This is a genomic window from Vibrio sp. 2134-1 (genome assembly GCF_033339495.1).
This window is the reverse complement of sequence record NZ_JAWOUS010000142.1, coordinates 1-1,043: the sequence shown is the minus strand read 5'-3', so window position 1 is coordinate 1,043 and position 1,043 is coordinate 1. Positions and strand designations below refer to the sequence as shown.

The following is a 1,043-nucleotide window of genomic DNA, read 5'->3' as shown; positions in this document are numbered from 1 at the left end:
GTGTTGTCACCAACTCAACATTTTCAATCTCGTCAGCGGCTTGAGCGGAAATACTGTGTTTAGTGAATTTATCTTGCTCATCATGCACGATGATCGTGGGTGCCGCTCGCTCCGAGAGTCGCTTCAGAGGGTCGATCGATTGCAATGGGTAGCCATACTGATCTTCCACTTCCGATACCACCGCTTTGAACAGTTTCATTGAATAGCCAGAACGCGCAATGCTGCCAAACAAGTTCTCTACGTAATTCAACACTGGCGCAATCAATAGCAGTGGCTTGTTTTCCAACTTATGATGACGGCACTCAAGTGCAGACGCCGTTCCCATACTATGTCCAACCAATCCGGCGACGCCTTCTTCTACCGAGTCGAGAACCTCTTCCAAACCACGCACAAAGCCCGGAATATGGCCATATTGACCATCACTTTCACCATGTGCTGGATGATCGTAAGCCAACGCTGTAAATCCACAAGCCGCGATATGTTCCATCAACGGATAAAACTGGCTCGCCGTGCCCGACCAACCATGAGTCAGAACCCACACAGGCCCCTGACCCAACGAATACGTTTTGATAGCCCCAGTGTGCCCTTGGATTTCTGCTTTAACTAATCCTTGTGGCTCCGCATTTTTTGGTTGCGTACGCGCTGGAGTAAGCAGCAGTTTTCGCGCCGTTTTCTTCGCATGCGATGGGGCTAATGTGTGGTGCAAGCGGGTACTGATGTTGACGAGACTGCGCTTCACACTAAAACGCTGCGAGGTATTAAAATAGATTTTCTCACTCATGATCTTTTCCTTAGTTATCAGCACACTTAGCAAAAATAGAACGGTCGTGCTTTTTATGCTGATAAGAAAGAGCGAACTCTGTCGCTCTTTAAAATGAATCTTCGTTACCCGTAGACGGTGTTAACCTCTCCATCGAGCAAGCAAGTTGTCGATGCCTTGCCAAAATAGGCGTAAGCTCTCTTCCTCACCTTTGATCGAATAGAAAACATGCGCGCTCAGGTATTGCCCGTATAAATCGAACGTCGCCTGACGAGTATCTAAG

At 48.0% G+C, this 1,043-nt stretch carries 1 protein-coding gene and 1 pseudogene; both read right to left on the bottom strand.

Annotated features, from left to right (window positions below; all coding sequences use genetic code 11):
- Positions 1–781 (bottom strand): alpha/beta fold hydrolase (locus tag R7R78_RS24475; protein ID WP_225474421.1); only part of this gene is annotated, 781 nt, incomplete at its 3' end.
- 120 nt (positions 782–901) lie between these two features.
- Positions 902–1,043: pseudogene (locus tag R7R78_RS24470) on the bottom strand (TetR/AcrR family transcriptional regulator); the annotation flags it as partial.